Source organism: Serratia sp. BNK-12, from assembly GCF_047456085.1.
In the GTDB taxonomy this organism is placed as follows: domain Bacteria; phylum Pseudomonadota; class Gammaproteobacteria; order Enterobacterales; family Enterobacteriaceae; genus Serratia; species Serratia liquefaciens.
In genome coordinates, this window is record NZ_CP179896.1 from 2,077,556 (window position 1) to 2,093,395 (window position 15,840).

The following is a 15,840-nucleotide window of genomic DNA, read 5'->3' on the forward strand; positions in this document are numbered from 1 at the left end:
CCGAAAAAAACCGCGTTTTTCGCCAAAAATCCCGTTTTGGCACGATAGCTGCTCTACACTCTTTATCAAACGGCATGTATTTTAACTGCTCGTTAACATTTATTCCCCGTTACAGGACCTGATACCCGGCATAAATAGCGAAAAACGCGAATGATGTAACAGATTTGTTTCTGAATAGGCGGTGAAAGGCAGAGTTATCACCGGCTAAAAAACGGATCGAACGGCGCGGTTTTTTATGTTTTGTTGTGGACCATCCAGGCTGGAGCGGCCCTTACAGTCAAAATTCAGTCTTTGCTGAAGTTATGAGGTCATTATGGAACAGCCAATCGCAGTTACCCGCCAGTCTTTCGACGACTGGATGGTCCCGGTTTATGCCCCCGCTGATTTTATTCTGGTACGGGGAGAAGGCTCGCAGGTATGGGATCAGCAGGGTAAGTCTTACATCGATTTTGCTGGCGGCATTGCGGTTAACGCGCTGGGCCATGCGCACCCGGTCGTGACCGCAGCGCTGGTGGAGCAGGCGGGCAAACTTTGGCACCTGGGCAACGGCTATACCAACGAGCCGGTGCTGCGGTTGGCCAAGCTGCTGATTGACGCCACCTTTGCCGAGAAGGTGTTTTTCTGTAACTCCGGGGCGGAAGCCAACGAAGCGGCGCTGAAACTGGCGCGTAAACGCGCACTGGATAACGGCAACCACAGCAAGAACCAGATTGTGGCATTCAACAACGCCTTCCACGGCCGCACGCTGTTTACCGTTTCTGCCGGTGGCCAGCCTAAGTATTCCAAGGACTTCGCGCCATTGCCGGGCGGCATCACCCACACGCCATTTAACGATCTGGCGGCCGCTGCCGAGGTGATTAACGACAACACCTGCGCGGTGATCGTCGAGCCTATTCAGGGCGAAGGCGGCGTGTTGCCGGCCGATGCTGCTTTCCTGCAAGGCCTGCGTGAGCTGTGCGATCGCCACGATGCGCTGCTGATTTTCGACGAAGTACAAACCGGCATGGGCCGTACCGGCGACCTGTACGCCTACATGCAGTACGGTGTGGTTCCTGACGTGCTGACCACCGCGAAAGCGCTGGGCTGCGGCTTCCCGATCGGCGCCATGCTGACCACTGACGAACTGGCCAAAACCCTGAGCGTCGGCACCCACGGCACCACCTACGGCGGTAACCCGCTGGCGACGGCGGTGGCGGGCGCGGTGTTCTCCGTCATCAACACGCCGGAAGTGCTGGAAGGGGTTAAGCAACGCCACCAGTGGTTCCTTGACGGCCTGAACAAGATTAACCAGCAGTATCCGATTTTCTCTGAAATCCGCGGCGGCGGCCTGTTGATTGGCTGCCAGTTGACCAAGGACTACGCCGGCAAGGCGAAGCAGATCACGCAGTTGGCCAACGAAGAGGGCGTGATTGCCCTGATCGCCGGTCCGGACGTGGTGCGTTTCACCCCTTCACTGGTTATTCCTGAGCAGGATGTGAAAGAGGGGCTGGCGCGATTCGCGCGAGCCGTGGCGCGGATTTGCAGCTAACACACAGGCTGCGCCCTTACCGGCGCAGCCTGATTCAGACGAGGTTCGCATTATGATGATTATTCGCCCTATAGAGCGTCGCGATTTGGCTGACTTACTGACGCTAGCCGGTAAGTCCGGCATCGGTCTCACTTCCCTGCCACAAGATGAAGATACCTTGTCGGCACGCATTGAGCGGGCGTTAAAAACCTGGCAAGGCGAACTTCCGCGTGGTGACCAGTGTTATCTGTTTGTGCTGGAAGACAGCGAGCGCCAGCAGGCGGTAGGGGTTTGCGCGATTGAAGTGGCCGTCGGGCTGACTGAACCCTGGTACAGCTTCCGCGTCGGCACGCAGGTGCATGCATCCAAACAGTTGAACGTGTATAAATCGGTGCCGACGCTGTTCCTCAGTAACGATCACACCGGCCATTCCGAACTGTGTACGCTGTTCCTCGATCCGGACTATCGTCACGGCGAAAACGGCAAGCTGTTGTCGAAGGTGCGTTTCCTGTTTATCGCCGCTTTCCGTGAGCGTTTCTCCGCCCGGCTGATTGCCGAAATGCGCGGTTTCTCTGATGAAGAGGGCCGTTCGCCGTTCTGGGAGAGCGTCGGGAACCATTTCTTTTCCATCGAGTTCGCCAAGGCGGACTACCTGAGCGGCACCGGCCAGAAAGCGTTTATCGCCGAACTGATGCCGAAACACCCGCTGTATGTCGATTTCCTGGCCGAAGACGCGCAAAAAGTGATTGGCGAAGTGCACCCGCAGACCGTGCCAGCACGCCGGGTACTGGAGTCCGAAGGGCTGCGTTATCAGGGTTACGTCGATATTTTTGACGGCGGCCCAACGCTGGAGGCGGAAATCGATCAGATCCGCGCGGTCAAACAAAGCCGTCTGGTAAAAGTGGTGCTGGATGAGACCCCGATGCGCGCCGATGCGCCGGCTCTTTTGGTGGCCAACGATCATTATGAGAATTACCGCGCACTGCTGGTCAATGCCGATCTGTATGACGACCGTCTGCATCTCAATGCCGCTACCGCCGAGGCGCTGGGCGTTGAACAAGGCAGCCCGGTGCGGGTCATCCCCCTTATTGCACAGGAGAAAGCGTAATGTCACATCCTGCACTCTTTATTAATGGTGCCTGGCAGCAAGGCCATGGCGCTGCGTTCAGCAAAACCGATCCGGTTGATAACCAACCGCTGTGGCAGGCCAACGCCGCCGACGGCAGCGATGTTGCTGCCGCCTGTGAAGCTGCCCGCGCCGCTTTTCCGGCCTGGGCACGTACTCCGTTCGAACAACGCGAACAGTTGGTGAAGCGTTTTGCCGCTTTGCTGGAAGAGCACAAGTCTTCTTTGGCGGCGGTGATCAGCCGTGAAACCAGTAAACCGCGTTGGGAGACGCTGACCGAAGTGCAGGCGATGATCGGCAAAGTGGCGATTTCATTGCAGGCCTGCCAGGCGCGTACCGGCGTAAGCCAGACTGCGATGGCGGACGGTGCTTCGGTGCTGCGCCACCGCCCGCACGGCGTACTGGCGGTGTTCGGCCCTTATAACTTCCCCGGACATTTGCCGAATGGCCACATCGTGCCGGCGCTGCTGGCGGGCAACACCGTGGTGTTCAAGCCGAGTGAACTGACGCCGCAAACTGCCGAAGAAACCCTGAAACTGTGGCAACAGGCCGGGCTGCCCGATGGGGTTCTCAATCTGGTGCAGGGCGGGCGTGAAACCGGTGAGGCACTGGCCGCCAGTGCGGATATCGACGGCCTGCTGTTCACTGGCAGCGCGGGTACCGGTTACCACCTGCATCGCCAGTTGGCCGGGCAGCCAGAAAAGATCCTGGCGCTGGAAATGGGCGGCAACAACGCGCTGATTATCGATCAGATCGAGGATCGCGATGCGACGGTTAACCTGGCGATTCAGTCGGCGTTTATTTCCGCCGGCCAGCGCTGCACCTGCTCGCGCCGCATTCTGGTGAAACGCGGCAGTGAGGGCGACGCTTTTATCGAGCGTTTGGTGCAGGTGGCGAGTGCGCTGCGTGTCGGGCGTTGGGACGCTGAACCGCAGCCGTTTATGGGCGGCGTGATCTCTTCGGCGGCGGCGGAAAAAATGCTGGCGGCGCAACATCACCTGTTGGCACTGGGCGGCAACGCTCTGCTGACCATGCAGCGTCTGGAAAGCGGCAGCGCGCTGCTCAGCCCAGGCATTATTGACGTGACCGGGGTGCGTGACGTACCGGACGAAGAGTACTTCGGCCCGCTGACCACCATCATTCGCTATAACGACTTTGATGAGGCGCTGCGTATCGCCAACCAAACGCGTTATGGCCTGTCGGTTGGGCTGGTCTCGCCGCAGCGTGAGCAGTTTGATCATCTGCTGCTGGAAGCGCGTGCCGGTATCGTCAACTGGAACAAACCTTTAACCGGGGCTTCCAGTGCGGCACCTTTCGGCGGTGTCGGGGCGTCCGGCAACCACCGTCCGAGCGCCTATTACGCGGCAGATTATTGCGCCTGGCCAATGGCGTCATTGGAAAGCGAAAGCCTGACGCTGCCGGCCAGTTTGTCGCCGGGGCTGTCGTTTAATTAAATTTTACCCGTCGCCTTTCAAGCCGCAGCGGGGCGAATAAGTTCGCCCCGTTTAACGCGGGCACAGCATGTAGCGCCCCTACAGTAACTGGGGATGAGCAAGCTGCTCGCCTGTCTGCAACTTGAAATTCATAGGGTATGTTTTGAGTAGGGCCGAGCTTGCTGGGCCCAGGAGAAAAGCATGTCAGGATATGAAGTCAATTTCGATGGTCTGGTGGGCCTGACGCATCACTATGCCGGGTTGTCATTTGGCAATGAGGCCTCGACCCAGCATCAAAACAGCGTGTCGAATCCGAAACTGGCGGCCAAACAGGGTCTGCTGAAGATGAAGGCGCTGGCGGATCTCGGCTTTCAGCAGGGGGTATTGCCGCCGCAGGAACGACCGCACCTGCCGATGCTGCGCAAGTTGGGTTTCAGCGGCAGCGACGAAACGGTCTTGGCGCAGGCGATGAAGCAGTCTCCGCGCCTGCTGTCTGCGCTCAGCTCGGCTTCTTGCATGTGGACCGCCAATGCGGCCACGGTTTCACCTTCGGCGGACAGCGCGGATGGCAAAGTGCATTTCACCGCGGCCAATCTGAACAACAAATTCCATCGCGCGATTGAGGCCGAGACCACCACCGGCGTGCTGCGGGCGATTTTCAACGATCCACGCCATTTCGCCCACCATGAGGCTTTGCCGCAGGTGGCGCTGTTTGGTGACGAAGGCGCGGCCAACCACAACCGACTGGGCGGCGATTATGGCAAGCGTAGCGTGCAGATGTTCGTCTACGGCCGACAGGAGTTTGGCGGAGAAATCGCCCCAACTCGCTATCCGGCACGCCAGACGCGCGAGGCCGGGGAGGCGATTGCCCGTCTGCACCAGTTGGATGAGCAACATACGGTGTTTGTGCAACAGAATCCGGCGGTGATCGATCAGGGCGTATTCCACAACGACGTTATCGCCGTCAGTAACCAGAATGTATTGTTCCACCATCAGCAGGCGTTTTATCAGCAGCAGCAGGCGCTGGATGAAGTGCGTCGCAAAATGGCGTCGCTGGACAGCGAACTGGTGGCGATTGAGGTGCCGACGGCGAGGGTTTCCGTGGCGGATGCGGTAGCGACCTATCTGTTCAACAGCCAAATTCTGACCAAGCCTAACGGCAAGATGATGATTGTGGTGCCGGAAGAGTCGCGCCAGCATCGCGGCGTGTGGGGCTATCTGAGCGAGATGGTGGCCAGTGGCGGACCAATTGATGAAATCAAGGTGTTCGATCTGCGTGAAAGTATGCGCAATGGCGGTGGGCCTGCCTGCCTGCGATTACGTGTGGCGCTGAACGAGCAGGAATTGCGGGCAGTCAATCCGCGCGTGATGATGAACGATACGCTGTTCGTTACGCTCAATGACTGGGTTGACCGCTATTACCGAGATCGTCTGACGCAGAACGATTTGGCTGACCCGCAATTGCTGCGTGAAGGGCGCGATGCGCTGGATACCCTGACGACCATCCTCGGGCTGGGATCGGTTTATCCTTTCCAACAATAGGCGATGTCATCATGTTTGATTTGTTGGCTCTGACGCTGGAAGGGCAAACGCCCGAAGAGCAACGGGGCGAAAATGCGGATTTACACTGGCGTTGGCTGGGGGAAGGCCTGCTGGAAATCACACCGCGCCGGGGATACCGGCAGGCGGTGGTGCTGTCGGCGGGGATCCACGGCAATGAAACGGCGCCGATTGAGCTGCTCAATCAACTGGTCAAGGATCTGCTTGGCGGCAAGCGAACTTTGGTGGTTCGGCTGCTGGTGATATTGGGCAATCCACCGTCAATGCGCGCCAATAAACGGTACCTGCACAGCGACATGAACCGGATGTTTGGCGGCCGCTATCGCGATTTCAGCCACAGCGACGAAACCGTGCGGGCGCAGCAACTGGAGCAGGCCGTCGCCGCGTTTTTCGACGGTGAGCAAGCGACACGTTTCCATTATGATCTGCATACGGCTATCCGAGACTCGCGCCTGCCGCGCTTCGGGATTCTTCCTTTCCAGACCCGGCCTTACAGTGCCGAGATGCTGGCATTGCTGGACGCGGCCGATTTGGATGCGTTGGTGATCCACAGTGCGCCGGGCGGCACCTTCAGTAATTTCACCAGTGAGCATGCCGGCGCCGCCAGCTGTACGCTGGAACTGGGCAAGGCGCGGCCGTTTGGTAGCAATGATTTACAGCAATTTGCGGCCATTAACCGTGCACTGCAGGCGGCAGTCAGTGGCGAAGCCTTGCCGCAGCGAATGGGAGAGGCTCTGCGGGTGTTCCGCGTTGAGCGATCGCTGATCAAACGTAGTGAAGCGTTCAAACTGCATCTCAGTGATGATACCGCCAATTTTACCGAGCTGGAGCAGGGGACGTTACTGTGTGAACAACCGGGGGAGGAGTACCGGGTTCAGCATGCCAGAGAATGGATTTTGTTCCCTAATCCCCAGGTCGCACTTGGATTGCGCGCCGGTATGGTGCTGATTGAAGCGCCGCGCAGCACGCTGTATTAACCTGTCAGTTTCGAATACGGTTTTATACTTACAGTATTTAAGGTTGTAGCGATGTCGGCTGCAACCTTAAATAACGGTGGTATATCCTGCTGATAATTCCTGTTACTTCCCCTTCTTTATAGTCTCTCTATCGAAACTTATATTTTATGTTGAATTTATTTTTGCCGTCATTTTTTGATGGTTTGAATCGATTTAATTATTCGAAGCGGTAAAAGACTTGCTTAAAACGTGGCGAAACACACTAAATCACCGCAATGACTTTACTCAGATAAAAATGTGAAATAAGTAACGTTATTAGTAACCATGCTAAGATTCATGGTATTTATGAATCGAATGGAAAGCATACAAAAGGAAACCAAATTGCACCTTTATGGTGCGTCGCACCAAATTGGTTATAAGATATGTAATAAATATCAATATGAATCAATGAGTTGATTGACTTCTTTGTTGTAATATTTTGTTACACATAAACATGCTTTATCCACGGTGTTTTATGAACTTTTTTATTTTAAGTTTGGATTCATGATGCTAATGTCACATGGCTTCTTAATTAGAGGCGCTCATAAAACACTAAATGATAAAGATCACAGCCCAAACCATAAATTGGGCGTGATGGGCAGAAATTAAAATTATAATATCTAGGAAAATAAATGATGAAACGCAGTGTATTAGCCTTAGCTATTGCCTTAGGGGCAATGACCTCCTTTGCCAACGCGGCAGAAATTTATAATAAAGATGGCAATAAACTCGACCTGTACGGTCGCGTAGCCGCCAAACATGTTTTCAGCGATGACAAATCCGAAGATGGCGACAAGACTTATGTCCGCTTCGGTTTTAAAGGCGAAACGCAAATCAATGACCAACTGACCGGTTACGGCCAGTGGGAATACAACGTCCAGGCCAACCACGATGAAGCGCAGGGCACTGCCGGCACCAAAACCCGTCTGGGCTTTGCCGGCCTGAAATTCGCCAACTACGGTTCATTCGACTACGGCCGTAACTACGGCGTGGTGTACGACGCTGAAGCCTATACCGACATGCTGCCGGAATACGGCGGCGACTCCTACAGCTACACCGACAACTTTATGACCGCGCGCTCCAACGGCCTGGCTACCTACCGTAACCGCGACTTCTTCGGCTTGGTGGAAGGCCTGAACCTGGCATTGCAGTACCAGGGCAAAAACGACAGCGACAGCCGCGGTGTGACCAAACAAAACGGCGACGGCTACGGCATGTCCCTGGATTACCAGGACATCGGCGGCTCCGGTATCGGCGTAGCGGCGGCATTCTCGGATTCCAACCGCACCAGCGATCAGAAAAAATCTGTTTACGGTAAAGGCGACAGCGCAACGGCCTGGACCACAGCGATTAAATACGACGCCAACCAGGTTTACCTGGCTGCCATGTACGCCGATACGCGCAACATGACGCCAATCAGCGGCAACGGCGTATCTGGCTTCGCCAACAAAACGCAGAACTTCGAAGTTGTGGCCCAGTACCAGTTCGAAAACGGTCTGCGTCCTTCTCTGGCCTACGTGCAGTCTAAAGGCAAGGATATCGAAGGGATTGGCGATGTTGATCTGGTGAAATACGTGGAAGTGGGTGCGACTTACTACTTCAACAAAAACATGTACACCTACGTTGACTACAAAATCAACCAGTTGAACGACGATAACAAACTGAAGCTGAGCACTGACGACGTCGTGGCAGTGAACCTGACCTATCGTTTCTAAGTTTCAACACCATTACCTTCTTCCTGTGTCGGGATAAAACGGTAATCAGGCAGAGCGAAAGCTCTGCCTTTTTTATTGGGTTGTTAACCTTTGGGGGCTTGCCCCATCACTTCGATGGCGGAACGCAATGTAGCAAAGCGTTGCTGATTGGTTTCATGTTCAATCTCGTTAACCAAATGGGCCAGAATATTATTGCCGGAAACTTTTTTGTTGAGATTGATCAGTTGAATGACCGCGCCGCCGACCACCAGGCTGACGTCGCGTAACAGGGCTTCGTAGTGTTCGTTTGAGAAGGTAGAAACGGGCATCGCGCCATCTCCATATCGTTCGGGTGAGGCAATTTAGCAAAATAGTGGCATAAAGCATCGTCGGCATGCCGGCTTTCCGGTGAATTCAGAAATTCCTCAGAGGAAAGTAGTATAAAAGTCTTTTGGCGATTTACATCGGCGCATATTCGTTGGCGGGTAGCCAAAAGCCATCGATAAAATCTTCAAATGGGAAGCAGCCGGCGTGGCGCAGGTTTTGTTCTTTCATACTGATCAGGCACTGGCGTTCGTCACGCAGCACGTCAAGCACGATATCGGCGCAGCCGCCGTCCAGATAACAGACAAACATCACCAAGGCGTACATCGCTTCTTATATCCTTCCTCCTAATCCTTCCATGCTCTTATTGTAGGTAACTTCAGCGATTGTTTCATGTCAGGTGCTGCATAAAAGGACAGATTGGCAATGAAAGTTGGCACTTTCGGATTACTCTAACCGCTTAATACTGTTGGACCAATTGAATATCCCTCTTGCAGTGCTAAGCTTAATAAGTCTTAAGTCAATGCAACATGCTAACCATCGAAAGGAGTGAATATGGGTTTGTTTAACTTCGTCAAAGAAGCGGGCGAGAAACTGTGGGACACAGTGACCGGCAATGCGACAGCCGAAGATCAAAGCGCCAAACTGAAGGACCATCTCAATAAAACCGGCTTGCCGGGTATCGATAAGGTTGATGTGCAGGTGGTTGACGGTAAAGCCGTAGTAACCGGGGATGCGGTCAGTCAGGAGTTGAAAGAGAAGATCCTGGTGGCCATCGGTAACGTGGCAGGTATCAGCGGCGTGGAAGACAAAGTAGCGGTTGAACAAGCCGCCGCGGAAAGCCGTTTCTATACCGTGAAGAAGGGCGACACCCTGAGTGCGGTCTCGAAAGAAGTGTATGGCAACGCAAATCTGTATAACAAGATTTTCGAAGCGAACAAGCCAATGCTGTCCAGCCCGGACAAAATTTATCCGGGGCAGGTGCTGCGTATTCCGCAGTAATACCCACAGCAGCACGACACTGCCTGGCCCGATCTGTTATCGGGCTTTTTTTATGTTTACTTGCATAAGTTAGCCTAATTATTTTATTGTCTTAATAAGACTTTTGAATGCATCGTAATCTTGGTCATCTCAGTTCTGGGGGAGTGTTGACCCTGGTGAGGAAAGTTGATAGCGTCTTGCCACTCTTGAGGTCTGAGTGGCATTGGGCGCGGAATCTGACAAACCCGCAATGGCGGGCTTTTATCAATCACCCTTCACAAAAACGTTAACGCGTGATGAGTTAAGATAGATTCTGTGAAACAACAACGTAATACCTCACAAGATAAAAACTACCGTGAAACTTTGGGAGACGCGCAATTCGCTGTCATTGTGCTGGCGATAGCGTCCTGTTCCCTGATCATTTTTACGCTTTCAGTCACGCTATGGCTGACGTGATGTCGTTCAATACAGGAGATAAAATGGAGCACAATCTCCACGATGAAACCAAGCTGTTGGCCGTTATCGGTTTACTGGTTTCCGTGTTGTTAGTGGTATCGATTCTTTTTGGTGTGACTTACTTTTCCGATCTCAAGCATGCGCGCGATGAGGTCGACATCAAAGGCTGCTATATAAAGGCGTCGTAGCCTTCTGCCTCCCGGGTTGCGTTCTGGTCGCTTGCTCATGATAAGCTGGCGTCCAGCTACTCACTCAACCCGTGTGTCGTTCTGGAGGCGTTAATCATGAGCAATTCCCGCCCAACCTATTCATCCTCTTCCCGTGATTGTCCTGTGGTTGACGGCATCCGTCAGATCCAACGTATTGCCGTACGTAACGCCGAAGTTGGTGGTATCCCGATAAGCCGTGCCTTGCCCACCCGTGAACGGCGTACGCTGGGCGCATGGTGCTTTCTCGACCATGCAGGCCCGTCGGTATTCAGCGGTTCCTCGCAGGGGATGGACGTTGGCCCACATCCGCATATCGGTCTGCAAACCTTTACCTGGATGATTGAAGGGGAAGTTCTGCACCGGGATAGCCTGGGCAGCGAACAGGTGATACGGCCCGGACAGGTCAATCTGATGACCGCAGGACGCGGTATAGCGCATACCGAACAGTCCACCGGTGAGCAACGGCGTTTGCATGCTGCACAATTGTGGATTGCCTTGCCTGCAGAACATGCCGATACTGCGCCGCGCTTCGATCATTATCCCGACTTGCCGTGCTGGCTGCACGATGAGGTCAAACACACTTTACTGGTGGGGGAGTTCGAACAATATCGCTCTCCGGTGTCGACTTTTTCACCGTTAATCGCCATGGATTTGGAATGGCAGGCTGATGGTTATTTGCAATTACCTCTGCGAAAAGATTTTGAAATAGGTTTATTGCCCCTTATTGGTGCATTTGAGGTTAATGATGAAAAATTTTCACCTGATGAATTCGCCTATTTAGGTATAAATCTTAACCGTATCGAGTTACGTGCCAAGAAAGGAAGTCGTGCATTATTAATCGGTGGCTTGCCATTAACCGAAGAGATTCTCATTTGGTGGAATTTTGTCGGCCACAGCAAACAAGAGATTAGCCGTGCGCAGCGTGATTGGGAGCAGGGGAATTCACGTTTTCCCGATGTCGTCGGCTATTGTGGTCCCCGCATGACCGCGCCACGCCTGCCCTGGAGCGATGATTGATACCTTCGTGCTATAACAACGGGATATTTTTATTCATTTCGCTCTATTAACGTTAAATTAATGTGATCGGAATTCCATGTTTTCGCATCGATATAGTTTATCTGGTAAATAGTGATCTTGCGCAAATAAATGGTCGGAGCAGTGGATTAAGATAACTTTCAAGAAGTGATGTTATCTACCGCTAGTCAGAAGCCTGTGAGGTTAATATGAGCCAAGTACTCTATCGTGCAAGATTATCCCATGTTGTTATTGCAACGGCGGCGTTCTGGATCTCTATCGCAGCCATGCTGGTTGTTGTTCTGAGCTAACTCTGAATGATTATGCAATAAACCCGCTACGGCGGGTTTTTTTATGTCGATATATTCGCAATATTCTCAGTGAGGTTATACTTATAAAACCCAATATCTGATTAACCCTGCTAATAACAATGATAATTCTTTCTAATATAGTGGTGTTGCTTATTGCAGCGATCCATTTGTATATCCTGATCCTGGAAATGTTCCTATGGCAGAAGCCTACCGGCAGGCGAGTGTTCGCCACCACCGCGGAGTTTGCTGCCGCCACGCGGGTGCTGGCGGCCAATCAAGGGTTATACAACGGTTTTCTGGCGGCGGGATTAGCCTGGGGCGTCTGGCGTGAGGAGCCGGCGGTGCAACTGTTCTTTCTTGGGTGTGTGCTGGTGGCGGGCGTGTTTGGTGGGCTGACCGCGAGCCGCAAGATTCTCCGTGTACAGGCGCTGCCCGCGCTGGTCGCTATTTTAGTGGTGCTGTGGGCGCATTAGCCCGCCGTTAGCGGCGGCGGGAAAGAGAGTCAGGCGGTTTTTTGATGAATGACGTGCAGCGGCGGGGCGATATGCAGGTCGACGCTTAAATCCTGACGGAAATCATAAGGCGTGATGTTGAAGCGCTTTCTGAACATATAAGTGAAATGCGATTGCGAGCCAAAACCGAAATCCAGAGCGATGTCGAAGATGGAGGCGTCACTGGTGCGCAACTGGTAAACCGCCCCGGCCAATCTGCGTTCGCGAATATACTTACCGAGCGAAATCCCGGTCGCTTCTTTGAACAGCTTCTGCATGTGCCACAGGGAGTAGCCGGAATACTCGGCCAGCTCTTCAAGATGGATCACTCTTCCAAGGTGAGTTTCGACCCATTTACTGAGGGCGCAGACTAATGAGAGGTGGTGTTCTTGTATCATCAGTGCGTCTGTGTGAGATCTACATAGCGCTGAAGTATACACAACTTGCCGCCATGGACAAAAAGACCGCCGTCACCCAGGCGAAATTATTCGGAAAAACCATCGTCAAGCAGCTTGTCAGGCGGAAGGAAAAACGGCTAATCTGAGGTTGCCCGCTACCGCTGATATCGCAGTGGTTCTGGTCGCAAAAAATAACCGCCAAAGCAGAGTCAGCCGTGACAATTCAGCGTTGAAGGGGTGATCGCATGTTAATGACAGTGATTATTACTCTGGTTGTGATTGTGGGCGTTGCCGCTTTTATGGTGACGCCGGTGATGAGAATGAATAATGCGGAAGGTGTGGGAGGTGAAGAGCCGTGATTTCAGGGAACAACACGACCCCAAGTCGGGGTTGACCGAAAACCGAAAAAGCCTGGGCGCAGCAGTGACCCGGGCTTTTTATTGCTGAGTTGCGTGGATTAGACGTTTTTTCGCTCTACGGTTTCTTCGCCCCAGTACAGCTGGTCGGCACTGGTTTTGGCGAAAGCCATTTGCAACGCTTCGTCACTGCCTTCGTCCCAGATTTTTTGTGCCAGAACCTCATCGTTTTTTGCCAGCTCAAAAATTGCCTCCGCGATTTCAACCGAGGTTTCACGTACGGTTGCCCAGGATTTCACATTGTGGTTTGCCATAACTTTCTCCTGTTGGGGTGTGGCTGAAGGATGCGCCGGTAAGCGCGTCGCTTAAACTTTAAGTATAGGCCAATACGGCCGGGCATTTTGGCACCCGATGCGCAATAACGTTGAAATTCAGCGGCAAACAACCTGGGGGCGGCAAAGCACCAGGTGACATGTTATTCTGTGCGGCGACTGAATCAAGAAGGAAAGTAATTATGTCAGACATGCTGAGCAACGATCAGGAATTGGCCTCCGACCTGGTTGCCTGCCAACTGGTGATCAAACAGATTCTGGATGTTATCGACGTTATCGCGCCGACCGAGGTGCGTGACAAGATGGCAAGCCAGCTGAAAAGCATCGATTTCTCCACTCATCCTGCCGGTGCCGATCCCGTGACCCGCAGGGCGATCGAAAAAGCGATTGCGCTGATTGAGATGAAGTTTACCCGCAACTAATGGGGGAAACCGCCGCCTGGCGACGGTTTCGGGCGGTGGTGATCAATCCACCACCGTTTCGACTTTTTTGAACAGCGGACAGTCGGCCACGCCAATGACGCCGTTGTCCCCGTGCAGATACTGAGCAATCACCACATTGCGTGCGGTCATATATTTACACTGCAACCCCAGGCCAGCCACGTTCTTGTTGCTGCCGACCAATACGCCGTATCCCGAAAACAAAAATACGCCATACACCACTGCCAGTAGCAGTAACCCCTTAATCAGCTTACTCATTATAACTCCCGTTTATTTATCGTCGTTGCGATATAGCCACGCGCCGACGCAGGCTGCAACGGTAACAATCTGAAAAGTCATCGTCAAAACGGTTTCTAAACGACAGGTTAAACTTCGTTTAAGTTAGCTGTGGTAGCATGACGAACAGATTATCAAGATAACAATGAGGCTGCTAAATTTGTTGCGAAAAAAAGTCCTCGTGATAGTGGCGTTCCTTGCGGCCTGTCTGTTTTTTTACCTGCTGGCGCTGGATAGCTACTGCGATGAGGGAGGCTCCTTTGCGTTGGGGGTGTGTTCCGTTACTCGTTTCATTCCCTGGTGAGATGCGCAGCGGTGCATAACAATTTACTATCAAGATGTTCGTGCCCGCACCCGGAGTGTTAAGATGTGCGCCTGTTTTTAGCAGTAGATAGGGTTGTCCATGTACGATTTAGGTTTTGGTTCGAATAGCCTGCTTTCGCTGGCCCTCGCGGCGCTGGCGCTGTTGGTGGGATTATGGGTCTGGTTCCTGGTGAATCGTGCCAGTGTGCGTGCCAATGAACAGGTCCGTCTGCTGCAGGAAATTGCCGAGCAGCAGCGTCAGCAGACTGCATTATTGAAAAGCCTGGCGCAAAGCGCGCGTGGCGATAGCGTAATCGACGATGACGATCTCAGCCCGGCGCTGGATTTCAAAGGTTTTATCCCCGAGCGTTAATCAAACTTTCTGCCGGGTGGCGTGCCCCAGTTTACGCCACCCGCATCGCTTAGAAAAACTCCATTCCCTGATAGGGCGCTGCGCGGCACGCCGCCAACCGACTGGCCAGGTCGCCGCCGTGAATTTCCAATTGGTGTCCGTCCGGATCAAGAAAGTACAGCGACGCCCCCTCGCTACGGTTAGTTTTCCACTCATCAACCCCAGCCTGGCGCAGCCGCGAAGCAACCTTGGCGAAATCTGCCGGCGCCACGCTGAACGCGTAATGGGTGTAATCCTTCGCTGAATTTACGGCTCGCGTGTCGTCCCATGACAAACACAGCCACAGCTCCCCCAGAGACAGGTAGGCGCCAGTTTGCCAGCGAGCATGTGGGACAAAACCCAACCGGTTGCTATAAAAATTGAAGCTGCGGTTGACGTCGCTGACTGCAAGCGTCAGATGGTTGAGGCCAGTTAACATGCCGGTATTCCTGCGCAACAAAACAGGGAAAAAGTGTAATCAGCGCCCAGGAAAAGATAAAGCTGAAAAAACATTAGTGGAGATAATGTGGAAAGCCCTCGCGTTGTCATAAATCTGTCGTATTGGCATCGTAATGTAGCGCCAACTCTACGAAAGATGGATAAAGCCGATGATTAAATGGTATGAAGAAAGCGACGCCGAGGTGAACCGCAGCATTGCGCTGATCACCGGAGAAAATCCGGACAAATGGTATCCCTACGGCGGTGTGAAAGGTAAAGACTATTGCAAGAATCCCTCCGATGCCTGGCCGATTATCTGCGCCAATAAAATCAGCCTGAATGCCGACAGCCAGGGCGACAACCCGCAGTGGCAGGCGCGTATGATCACCCAACGCGGCGAATGGCAGGCGGACAGCAGCAGCCCGCTGCGTGCGGCAATGATCTGCTTCCTGCTGAGCCAGCAAACCAACGAAATGGTCCGTTGAAACACCAGAATTACTGATGATTTTTCCCTTTTTATGACAACAGAACTGTCTCTGGCGGAGCCTGTTTATGAAGCGCATTATTAAAGGTGATAAAAACTTGTCTCATCTGGTGATTGCCCATGCGGCAATCGATCGTCATGCCGAAAGCTTTGGTCAGCGCCGACAGGGCTGGCCGTCAACCTACCTGATAAAATATCAAAACGATCGCGTGGCGGTAGAGGTGGTAACACGCCGCCAGTCCTACGTCGCCACGCTGATGATTGGTGCCCGCAACCTGACCAAACTTTGCGGTCTGTCCAGCTAAAAACCTGCCCTTACTG

At 53.3% G+C, this 15,840-nt stretch carries 21 protein-coding genes; 15 read left to right on the forward strand and 6 right to left on the reverse strand.

Annotation, left to right across the window (positions count from 1 at the left end; translation table 11 throughout):
* Positions 1–313 precede the first annotated feature (313 nt).
* The 6 genes from ACMGG1_RS09490 (at position 314) to ompC (ending at position 8,336) form a co-directional block, all read left to right on the forward strand.
* Positions 314–1,528 carry an aspartate aminotransferase family protein gene (locus ACMGG1_RS09490; protein ID WP_128864731.1) on the forward strand — a complete coding sequence of 405 codons (1,215 nt, stop codon included), beginning with the start codon at positions 314–316 and terminating at the stop codon, positions 1,526–1,528.
* 52 nt (positions 1,529–1,580) lie between these two features.
* Positions 1,581–2,615 carry an arginine N-succinyltransferase gene (gene astA, locus ACMGG1_RS09495; RefSeq protein ID WP_020827406.1) on the forward strand — a complete coding sequence of 345 codons (1,035 nt, stop codon included), beginning with the start codon at positions 1,581–1,583 and terminating at the stop codon, positions 2,613–2,615.
* On the forward strand, positions 2,615–4,087 hold the full coding sequence (astD, locus tag ACMGG1_RS09500) for a succinylglutamate-semialdehyde dehydrogenase (protein WP_414161326.1): 1,473 nt from the start codon (positions 2,615–2,617) through the stop codon (positions 4,085–4,087). The genes astA and astD overlap by 1 nt, the downstream gene beginning before the upstream one ends.
* Positions 4,088–4,267: 180 nt before the next feature.
* Entirely contained in the window at positions 4,268–5,608 is a 1,341-nt protein-coding gene (gene astB, locus ACMGG1_RS09505; protein ID WP_128864729.1) for an N-succinylarginine dihydrolase, read from the forward strand.
* Positions 5,609–5,619: 11 nt separating this feature from the next.
* A complete protein-coding gene (astE, locus tag ACMGG1_RS09510; protein WP_128864728.1) occupies positions 5,620–6,603 on the forward strand; it encodes a succinylglutamate desuccinylase in 984 nt (327 codons plus the stop codon).
* Positions 6,604–7,253: 650 nt separating this feature from the next.
* Entirely contained in the window at positions 7,254–8,336 is a 1,083-nt protein-coding gene (gene ompC, locus ACMGG1_RS09515) for a porin OmpC (protein WP_046373317.1), read from the forward strand.
* A gap of 83 nt (positions 8,337–8,419) precedes the next feature.
* Here ompC and ACMGG1_RS09520 read toward each other — a convergent pair whose 3' ends face one another.
* Entirely contained in the window at positions 8,420–8,644 is a 225-nt protein-coding gene (locus ACMGG1_RS09520) for a biofilm development regulator YmgB/AriR family protein (protein WP_020827319.1), read from the reverse strand.
* Positions 8,645–8,774: 130 nt separating this feature from the next.
* Entirely contained in the window at positions 8,775–8,966 is a 192-nt protein-coding gene (locus ACMGG1_RS09525; protein ID WP_262255548.1) for a YebW family protein, read from the reverse strand.
* A 228-nt stretch (positions 8,967–9,194) separates the two neighbouring features.
* Between ACMGG1_RS09525 and lysM the strand changes: the two genes are divergently transcribed.
* The 4 genes from lysM to ACMGG1_RS09545 all read left to right on the forward strand — a co-directional run bounded on the left by lysM (position 9,195) and on the right by ACMGG1_RS09545 (position 12,083).
* Complete coding sequence (gene lysM, locus ACMGG1_RS09530; RefSeq protein WP_020827318.1) at positions 9,195–9,641, forward strand: peptidoglycan-binding protein LysM; 447 nt, start codon at positions 9,195–9,197, stop codon at positions 9,639–9,641.
* Positions 9,642–10,099: 458 nt separating this feature from the next.
* Positions 10,100–10,264: a hypothetical protein gene (locus ACMGG1_RS09535; protein WP_020827317.1), complete on the forward strand. Its 165-nt coding sequence runs from the start codon at positions 10,100–10,102 to the stop codon at positions 10,262–10,264.
* A 96-nt stretch (positions 10,265–10,360) separates the two neighbouring features.
* Complete coding sequence (locus ACMGG1_RS09540) at positions 10,361–11,302, forward strand: pirin family protein (protein ID WP_142815072.1); 942 nt, start codon at positions 10,361–10,363, stop codon at positions 11,300–11,302.
* A gap of 427 nt (positions 11,303–11,729) precedes the next feature.
* Positions 11,730–12,083: a DUF1304 domain-containing protein gene (locus ACMGG1_RS09545; protein ID WP_046373320.1), complete on the forward strand. Its 354-nt coding sequence runs from the start codon at positions 11,730–11,732 to the stop codon at positions 12,081–12,083.
* A gap of 29 nt (positions 12,084–12,112) precedes the next feature.
* Here ACMGG1_RS09545 and ACMGG1_RS09550 read toward each other — a convergent pair whose 3' ends face one another.
* Both ACMGG1_RS09550 and ACMGG1_RS09555 read right to left on the reverse strand, forming a co-directional pair.
* A complete protein-coding gene (locus ACMGG1_RS09550; protein WP_041414657.1) occupies positions 12,113–12,499 on the reverse strand; it encodes a helix-turn-helix domain-containing protein in 387 nt (128 codons plus the stop codon).
* Positions 12,500–12,956: 457 nt separating this feature from the next.
* A complete protein-coding gene (locus ACMGG1_RS09555; RefSeq protein WP_414161327.1) occupies positions 12,957–13,169 on the reverse strand; it encodes a YccJ family protein in 213 nt (70 codons plus the stop codon).
* A 200-nt stretch (positions 13,170–13,369) separates the two neighbouring features.
* Between ACMGG1_RS09555 and ACMGG1_RS09560 the strand changes: the two genes are divergently transcribed.
* The gene (locus ACMGG1_RS09560; RefSeq protein WP_004945684.1) at positions 13,370–13,609 is read left to right on the forward strand and encodes a DUF2766 family protein; all 240 of its coding nucleotides are present in this window, start codon (positions 13,370–13,372) and stop codon (positions 13,607–13,609) included.
* Between the two features lie 42 nt (positions 13,610–13,651).
* Here the strand turns inward: ACMGG1_RS09560 and ACMGG1_RS09565 are convergent, their stop codons facing one another.
* Positions 13,652–13,885, reverse strand: a complete 234-nt coding sequence (locus ACMGG1_RS09565) for a YobH family protein (RefSeq protein WP_020827312.1) — start codon at positions 13,883–13,885, stop codon at positions 13,652–13,654.
* A 163-nt stretch (positions 13,886–14,048) separates the two neighbouring features.
* Between ACMGG1_RS09565 and ACMGG1_RS09570 the strand changes: the two genes are divergently transcribed.
* Together ACMGG1_RS09570 and ACMGG1_RS09575 are read left to right on the forward strand one after the other, a co-directional pair.
* Complete coding sequence (locus ACMGG1_RS09570) at positions 14,049–14,207, forward strand: PhoP/PhoQ regulator MgrB (RefSeq protein ID WP_044551945.1); 159 nt, start codon at positions 14,049–14,051, stop codon at positions 14,205–14,207.
* A 99-nt stretch (positions 14,208–14,306) separates the two neighbouring features.
* Positions 14,307–14,579 (forward strand): YebO family protein, encoded by a 273-nt coding sequence (locus ACMGG1_RS09575; RefSeq protein ID WP_020827311.1) that lies wholly within the window; start codon positions 14,307–14,309, stop codon positions 14,577–14,579.
* Between the two features lie 49 nt (positions 14,580–14,628).
* Here the strand turns inward: ACMGG1_RS09575 and fos are convergent, their stop codons facing one another.
* Positions 14,629–15,036 (reverse strand): fosfomycin resistance glutathione transferase, encoded by a 408-nt coding sequence (fos, locus tag ACMGG1_RS09580; protein WP_128864724.1) that lies wholly within the window; start codon positions 15,034–15,036, stop codon positions 14,629–14,631.
* Between the two features lie 169 nt (positions 15,037–15,205).
* Here fos and ACMGG1_RS09585 point away from each other — a divergent pair, with 169 nt between their 5' ends.
* Both ACMGG1_RS09585 and ACMGG1_RS09590 read left to right on the forward strand, forming a co-directional pair.
* Entirely contained in the window at positions 15,206–15,520 is a 315-nt protein-coding gene (locus ACMGG1_RS09585; RefSeq protein WP_020827309.1) for a phage protein NinX family protein, read from the forward strand.
* A 67-nt stretch (positions 15,521–15,587) separates the two neighbouring features.
* Positions 15,588–15,824: a DUF4060 family protein gene (locus ACMGG1_RS09590; protein WP_020827308.1), complete on the forward strand. Its 237-nt coding sequence runs from the start codon at positions 15,588–15,590 to the stop codon at positions 15,822–15,824.
* Positions 15,825–15,840: the final 16 nt, after the last annotated feature.

What these genes read in the sequence shown, in the direction of transcription:
- ompC (WP_046373317.1), top strand. Translation starts at nt 7,254, where the DNA reads ATGATGAAACGCAGTGTATTAGCCTTAGCTATTGCCTTAGGGGCAATG.
- ACMGG1_RS09545 (WP_046373320.1), top strand. Translation starts at nt 11,730, where the DNA reads ATGATAATTCTTTCTAATATAGTGGTGTTGCTTATTGCAGCGATCCAT.
- ACMGG1_RS09525 (WP_262255548.1), bottom strand. Translation starts at nt 8,966, where the DNA reads ATGTACGCCTTGGTGATGTTTGTCTGTTATCTGGACGGCGGCTGCGCC.
- fos (WP_128864724.1), bottom strand. Translation starts at nt 15,036, where the DNA reads ATGTTAACTGGCCTCAACCATCTGACGCTTGCAGTCAGCGACGTCAAC.
- ACMGG1_RS09585 (WP_020827309.1), top strand. Translation starts at nt 15,206, where the DNA reads ATGATTAAATGGTATGAAGAAAGCGACGCCGAGGTGAACCGCAGCATT.
- astE (WP_128864728.1), top strand. Translation starts at nt 5,620, where the DNA reads ATGTTTGATTTGTTGGCTCTGACGCTGGAAGGGCAAACGCCCGAAGAG.
- ACMGG1_RS09560 (WP_004945684.1), top strand. Translation starts at nt 13,370, where the DNA reads ATGTCAGACATGCTGAGCAACGATCAGGAATTGGCCTCCGACCTGGTT.
- ACMGG1_RS09535 (WP_020827317.1), top strand. Translation starts at nt 10,100, where the DNA reads ATGGAGCACAATCTCCACGATGAAACCAAGCTGTTGGCCGTTATCGGT.
- ACMGG1_RS09490 (WP_128864731.1), top strand. Translation starts at nt 314, where the DNA reads ATGGAACAGCCAATCGCAGTTACCCGCCAGTCTTTCGACGACTGGATG.
- ACMGG1_RS09570 (WP_044551945.1), top strand. Translation starts at nt 14,049, where the DNA reads ATGAGGCTGCTAAATTTGTTGCGAAAAAAAGTCCTCGTGATAGTGGCG.
- ACMGG1_RS09550 (WP_041414657.1), bottom strand. Translation starts at nt 12,499, where the DNA reads ATGATACAAGAACACCACCTCTCATTAGTCTGCGCCCTCAGTAAATGG.
- ACMGG1_RS09575 (WP_020827311.1), top strand. Translation starts at nt 14,307, where the DNA reads ATGTACGATTTAGGTTTTGGTTCGAATAGCCTGCTTTCGCTGGCCCTC.
- ACMGG1_RS09520 (WP_020827319.1), bottom strand. Translation starts at nt 8,644, where the DNA reads ATGCCCGTTTCTACCTTCTCAAACGAACACTACGAAGCCCTGTTACGC.
- lysM (WP_020827318.1), top strand. Translation starts at nt 9,195, where the DNA reads ATGGGTTTGTTTAACTTCGTCAAAGAAGCGGGCGAGAAACTGTGGGAC.
- ACMGG1_RS09540 (WP_142815072.1), top strand. Translation starts at nt 10,361, where the DNA reads ATGAGCAATTCCCGCCCAACCTATTCATCCTCTTCCCGTGATTGTCCT.
- ACMGG1_RS09590 (WP_020827308.1), top strand. Translation starts at nt 15,588, where the DNA reads ATGAAGCGCATTATTAAAGGTGATAAAAACTTGTCTCATCTGGTGATT.
- ACMGG1_RS09555 (WP_414161327.1), bottom strand. Translation starts at nt 13,169, where the DNA reads ATGGCAAACCACAATGTGAAATCCTGGGCAACCGTACGTGAAACCTCG.
- astA (WP_020827406.1), top strand. Translation starts at nt 1,581, where the DNA reads ATGATGATTATTCGCCCTATAGAGCGTCGCGATTTGGCTGACTTACTG.
- astB (WP_128864729.1), top strand. Translation starts at nt 4,268, where the DNA reads ATGTCAGGATATGAAGTCAATTTCGATGGTCTGGTGGGCCTGACGCAT.
- ACMGG1_RS09565 (WP_020827312.1), bottom strand. Translation starts at nt 13,885, where the DNA reads ATGAGTAAGCTGATTAAGGGGTTACTGCTACTGGCAGTGGTGTATGGC.
- astD (WP_414161326.1), top strand. Translation starts at nt 2,615, where the DNA reads ATGTCACATCCTGCACTCTTTATTAATGGTGCCTGGCAGCAAGGCCAT.